Below are 6,000 nucleotides of genomic sequence, written 5' to 3' on the forward strand. Positions count from 1 at the left end.
ACAAGAGCGCGGATGAGGCCGGGAAGCCAAACGAAAAACCGGCACCTGGTCGTTACAGATGCCGGTCATTTCAGAGCTTGTGCCCTCTCAATCAAAATCGTACCTTTCCTCGGCCCAGGGATCACCATACATGTGATACCCGTTCCGCTCCCAAAAGCCCGGCTTGTCTTTCTCCATAAACTCGATGCCGCGCAGCCATTTGGCGCTTTTCCAGAAATACAGGTGCGGGACGACCGCGCGTACGGGATAGCCGTGCTCCGGCGAAAGCAGCACGCCGTTATGCCGGATACCGAGAAACGTCGTGTCGCGCAGGAAATCCGCCAAAGGCAGGTTCGTGCTCCACCCGTGCTCGGCGTGCAGCATCACGTACTCCGCTTCCGGCTTCAGCTTAATCCGCTCCATCAGCGTGGCTACGGCCACGCCTTCCCAGACGTTGTCCAGCTTGGACCAGGTCGTGACGCAGTGAATGTCGTTGCGGAACTCCCGGCGCGGCAGCGCCAAAAACTGTTTATAACTCAGCGTCAGCTCTTCGTCCACCAATCCAAACAGGCGCAGACTCCATTTGCCCATGTCGTTGTAATAAGGAATTTCGCCATAATGCAGCACGGGAAAGCCTTCCGTCACCTTCTGGCCGGGGGGCACACGCTCCGACGCAGGTCCTCCCGCTTCCGGCTGCGGCACTTTGTCTTCCGTCGTCATAAATTACGCCTCCTTTTCACGCCGCGTCTTTTCCTTCTAGTATACCCGTAAAAAGGGGGCCGCACATTGTGGTCGCTCAACCGGCTTCACCTTAGCGCACCTGCCGATTGCTAACGGTAAATGGGCAGCGTGACCTGGATCGTCGTACCGACGCCCACCTCGCTGGTGATGTGAATCCGGCCCTTGTGGTGCTCGATAATTTTGTGGCTGACGAGCAGGCCGAGTCCCGTCCCCGCTTCTTTGGTCGAATAGAACGGCTCGCCGATCTGCCGCAGCTGCTCCTGCGAAATGCCGCAGCCCTGATCGGCAATGCGGACCAAGGCTATTCCCTGCTCCACGGCCTCTATACTTACGTCAATGGTCCCCCCTTGCGGCATCGATTCAAATGCATTTTTCAGAAAGTTGATGAACACCTGCTTGATCTGATTCGGGTCGCAGCGGATCGGCAGCGGATTGCCGGTTGGAAAGAAGCGGATCTCAATGTTAAGAAGCAGCGCCTGCGCGCTGGTCAGCATTACGACATCTTGAACGAGCACGGCGAGGTCGGCGACTTTCATTTGCACGGCTTGCGGCTTGGCCAGCATCAGCAGCTCGCTGATAATCACCTCGATCCGCTCCAACTCCTCCTTCATAATCGGCAAATATTGCGAATAGCTATGCTCCGACTCGCCCATGAGCTGCACGAAGCCCTTGAGCGCCGTCAGCGGATTGCGGATTTCATGAGCGACCCCTGCGGCAAGCTGCCCGGCAATCGTCAGCTTCTCGGACTTGAGCAGCAGCTCGTCCTTCCGCTTCTGCTCCGTTATATCTTTGGCGATAAGGTAGCAGCCGACCTGCTTGCGGTTGACGTAGATCGGGGCCGGCGTTGCGAGCAGATAGGCCGGTTGCTCCGACTTGCGGACGATCTTCATTTCCATGCTGGATAAAGCGCCTTCGTGCATGATTTTATGAAGCAGCGTATGCGCTTCCTCTTCTTCCGATGCCAGCAATTCGGCAAAAGGCATGCCGATCAGCTCCAGCACGGAATAGCCGGTAATGGTTTCGGCCGCAGGATTGGCCGACGTGATGATCCCGCTCTTGTTAAGCGAGACGATCGCATCCAGGTTATATTTTTTCAGCGACGTGTACCGGTCTACGCTTTCTTCAAGCATTTGCAGCATCAGCTTCTGGCCCGTAATATCCTGGATCGTCCCACTGATCCGAAGCGGTCTTCCTTTCGAGGTCCAGGTCGTAACGCTTTGAATCCGGATGAACTTGACCGTCCCGTCGCCCAGAACGATCCTGCATTCCACTTGAATTTCGCGTCCGTCCAACGCTCCCCGTATCGACTGCCGCGCCGCCTCCCGGTCATTCGGGTGAATGCGGGCCATCAGCTCCTCGAACGTTACGTCTGCATGCAGATCGGTTCGAAGAATGCGACGCAGCTCGCCCGACCACAGCATCTTGCCGGTCAGCGCGTCCCATTCAAAGCTGCCCAAACGGGCGATGCGCTGCGATTGCGCCAAATTGTGCTCGCTATGGCGAAGCGCAGCCTGCGCCCGCTCCCGTTCCGTGACATCCCGGCCGATATAGATTTCTTTCACTTGGGGTCCTTCCGGGTCGGCGACCCGCTTCACGGAAACTTCAAACCAGACGTAATACCCCTGCTTGTGGCGAATCCGGCAGATGAACGAATCGGATTCCCGGAAGGTTTGTTCTCCCAACGACTCAAGATCGTCCGGATGGATGAATTCGGAGGCGTGCTTTCCGAGCAGTTCCTCCGGTTCGAAGCCAAGCTGATGTTTGAGCGAAGCCGGGGAAACGAACTGCAGCACGCCGTCAATCCCGTAAGAGATGACGTCCCGGGTATGCTCCGAAACCATCTCGTACAGCTCCGCCGCTTGGAGCATCTTAGGTCCCTCGGCTTCCGGACTTTCCGATACGTAGGCGCAGAAGCCCGCGTGCGCCCCGTCCCGATCGCGGATGGGAATGACGTCGAGCTTTACCCGGACCGTACCGCCGTCTTTGCGCAGGTAGCGTTTGACCATCGCTATCCCGGATGCGGCGCCGGTCTCAAGCAGAGAGGCGGTTGCCTCCTGAACACCGGGATCATTCGGATGCGTAAGCTGCTTCTCCTGCCGGTTTGCCAACTCGTCTTCGGCGTAGCCCAACAGGCGGCCGAACGCCGGGTTGACCTTGATAAAACATCCTTCCGTCGAAATGAACGCGATACCGCCGGGGGCATAGGTGAAGCAGTACTTGATCAGGGAATCCTGCTCCATGAAAAGCAAACACCTCCTTCGACATGTCAACCTGATGCGGTCCCCGCTTCATTTCATTCCGGGAAAAGCTTTTCCACCAGACGGTGAGCCGGCAACGTCCGGTCGGCACGGATCGTACAGCGCGAAGGGTCCGCGATGCATGCCAAGAAATGATCCACCGCGTCAGCGAACCCCCGGCGGTGCAAGATCGAATCCCAGCTTCCGAACGTTTGCTCTTGGGGGGAAACGCCCGCTTTTCTCCATACGGCGGTTTCCATGTTCAGCACTTCGGCGGACCGGCCGTTTCCGTGCAGCTCCAGTTGTTCCAGATCGGCTCCTGCTTGGCGTACCATGCTGAACTGCGCAACTGCCGAGTCCTGCGAGGAAGCTGCGGATGCGCCATGGCCAAAAGTCAAGGTTCCCGCTCCGAACAAAAGCCGTCCTTCATGATCGGTGCGCTGCCGGTAAGACGCCACGTCGAAGGCATCTCCGCCAAGCCACAGCAATAAATCGAGCATGTGAATCAAATCGTCGTACAGCGTCTGCTTGGCGCCGTGGCTTTGCAGCTTCGTCCGGTGCTTCGCCGCCGTAACCAGATCGAAGCCGCCCCCTTCCTCTATCCACCGCTTGGCCTGCACATACAGGGGCGCAAAGCGGCGGTTGAACCCGACGGCAAGCAGCAGCCCGCGCTCGGCGGCATAGGCTGCCATCCGTTCCGAAGCTTCGATATCGTAAGCCAGAGGCTTATCGACGTAGACGTGAATTCCCTCCTTTAAGCATGTCGTCACGATCGCATCGTGCGTTTCTGTCGGACTGTGGACGAATACCGCCTCCGGCTTGGCCTGACGCAGCATTTCCGCGAGGGAAGCATATCGTCCGGCGATCCGGTACTGCGCGCCGATTCGGTCTACCGTCGACATCGAACGGCTGGACAGCCCCACGATATCGACCTTCTCGCTGGCGGATAATAGCGGCAAATATACTTTTTGGGCGATATCTCCCAACCCGATGATGCCGATTTTGCGTTTCATTCGAATGTCCCCCCGATTTAGGATTGGTTCATGTTACAATTCGGCCTGCCCCTTTCCAATCCCTTCGAAGCCCCGCAAGAGTCCTTTCTCTCCGCTGGTGCATTAAGGAACCGGAGTGCTGATGCAATCCTTACAAAAAATTGACAATCTGCAAACAGGCTGATCGCTTTCAAAGGTTGTGAAGGTTATGGTAGAATAGGAGTGTCGGCTGTTTTTTGAAAATGCCTGATCATCTGGGGGATTTACATTCATGTTCAAATTAAACAAGTGGTTGCTCGTATTATCCGTTATTGTATTTATCGGTCTGCTTGGGCTCTCGGTTTACTATGAATCCATCGTCTACTTGTATGCGGCTAGCGCGCTGCCGGTCGCGATCGTCATATTTTTGCCAGACTTGGGACGGCATCAATACATTCGCTTGAAGCCGAAAGCCGGAGTCCGGTTCGTGAAACAAACCATCGGCGGCGATCCGGTGTTGACCATCGCGTTCAAGCCCGGATTTATTCGTTGGAATCACAGCCGCAAGCTGTATTTTCACTTAAACAGTATGGGGAATAGTGAATCTTCCGGAGCGCCGGAAGCCAAAGCGGCAGGCGGCTCCGCCAGCACCGAAGCGGCGCTGGCCGTACTTCCCTTTGACCTGTCCCTCCATCCCCGCAAGCAGGGGTGGATCGGCATCGACCTCCCGCAATTGGCCGAGCGGACCCGCAGTCTGTCTTATACGACCGACGAAGTGTCGCGGCTGCTCATTCGGATGGCCGATCTGGAGGCAGCGGCGATGAAGGTGATGGTTACGCCCGGCGCGGTAACGGCGAACGAAGGCAAACAGCTTCAGGCTTAACTGCCGGATTGGCCGTATCCCTGCATGTTCGGATCGCAAAAAAGCGGATTTCCAAGCGTACGCAACAGCGCCGCTGCGGAATCCGCTTTTTTGCGTCTTGCCAAGCTCTATCCGTTCCATACGGAATGGCACAGATAGCCGCTTAACGTGCGCACCATCGACCCCGTGCCGCCCACCGGCTCCGTCCCCCGTTCACTCCACAGCCATGCCGTGCCGCCCGTATCCAAATGCACCCACGGCGTCTCTCCGGCGAAAAAGCCGATGAATAGCCCGCCCGTAATGCTGCCGGCCCAACGGTCGCGTGAGGTGGAGTTCCGGATATCGGCCACTTGGCTCTTCAGCATGTCATGATATTCCGGATAATTCGGCAAAGGCCACACCTTTTCTCCCGCCCGCTTGGCGGCGGACAGCAGCTCCTGCAGCATCGGCTCATTGTTCGCCACCGCTCCGGTCGCCACGTCGCCGAAGCATACCAGCACCGCGCCGGTCAGCGTCGCGACATCGATCAGGCGCGTCGCCCCGAGCGCTTTCGCATACAGCACACCGTCCGCCAGCACGATCCGCCCTTCGGCGTCCGTGTTGAGCACTTCGATCGTCTGGCCGTTCATCGCCGTAATGACGTCGCCAGGTTTGAAAGCCGAGCTCGAAGGCATGTTCTCAGCCGCCGGAATGACGATCACCGCATTGACCGGCGGCTTAAGCCGGCCGAGCGCATGGATCAGGCCGAGCAGCACAGCGGCTCCGCCCATGTCGCTGATCATCTCTTCCATTCCTTCCGGCTTCTTGAGCGAGATGCCGCCGGTATCGAAGGTGATGCCTTTGCCGACAAGGCCGATCACGTCGGCGTTCTCCTCCGCCGTCCCCCGGTAGCGGACGGCAATCATACGCGGCGGGTTCACGCTGCCCTTGCCGACAGCCTCCAAGCCGCCCATACCCTGCTCGCGAATGCCGTGCTCGTCGAGCACCGTGCATTCGAGCCCGTACCGGGCGGCCAAGGCCTGCGCTTCCCGCGCGAGCGTCTCCGGCACCAAATAGTTGCCGGGCAAGTTCGTGAGGTCGCGGGCATAGTTCGTCGCCAGCGCCAGCGCTTCCGCGGCGAGGACCGCACGCTCGAGTCCCGCGAGCGTGTCCGGGGCCTCCGCCCTGCCGTGCAGCAGGGCGACTTCCCGCAGCGCGGGCGGCTGCGCCC

At 58.5% G+C, this 6,000-nt stretch carries 5 protein-coding genes; 1 reads left to right on the top strand and 4 read right to left on the bottom strand.

The features are described from left to right. Positions 1 to 87: 87 nt before the first annotated feature. The 3 genes from PEL01S_RS31150 to PEL01S_RS31160 form a co-directional block, all read right to left on the bottom strand. Positions 88 to 699, bottom strand: a complete 612-nt coding sequence (locus PEL01S_RS31150) for a sulfite oxidase-like oxidoreductase (protein WP_127462989.1) — start codon at positions 697 to 699, stop codon at positions 88 to 90. Between the two features lie 110 nt (positions 700 to 809). Then, positions 810 to 2,960, bottom strand: coding sequence for a PAS domain-containing sensor histidine kinase (locus PEL01S_RS31155; RefSeq protein ID WP_127462990.1), 2,151 nt, complete (start codon positions 2,958 to 2,960; stop codon positions 810 to 812). Between the two features lie 53 nt (positions 2,961 to 3,013). Then, complete coding sequence (locus PEL01S_RS31160) at positions 3,014 to 3,970, bottom strand: Gfo/Idh/MocA family protein (RefSeq protein WP_127462991.1); 957 nt, start codon at positions 3,968 to 3,970, stop codon at positions 3,014 to 3,016. 250 nt (positions 3,971 to 4,220) lie between these two features. Between PEL01S_RS31160 and PEL01S_RS31165 the strand changes: the two genes are divergently transcribed. After that, positions 4,221 to 4,811 carry a hypothetical protein gene (locus tag PEL01S_RS31165; RefSeq protein ID WP_127462992.1) on the top strand — a complete coding sequence of 197 codons (591 nt, stop codon included), beginning with the start codon at positions 4,221 to 4,223 and terminating at the stop codon, positions 4,809 to 4,811. Between the two features lie 107 nt (positions 4,812 to 4,918). Here the strand turns inward: PEL01S_RS31165 and PEL01S_RS31170 are convergent. Continuing rightward, positions 4,919 to 6,000, bottom strand: a 1,082-nt coding sequence (locus PEL01S_RS31170; RefSeq protein ID WP_164824346.1) for a leucyl aminopeptidase family protein, incomplete at its 5' end; no start/stop codon positions are given.

Source organism: Paenibacillus elgii NBRC 100335 (assembly GCF_004000865.1).
Classification (GTDB): Bacteria; Bacillota; Bacilli; order Paenibacillales; family NBRC-103111; genus Paenibacillus_G; species Paenibacillus_G elgii.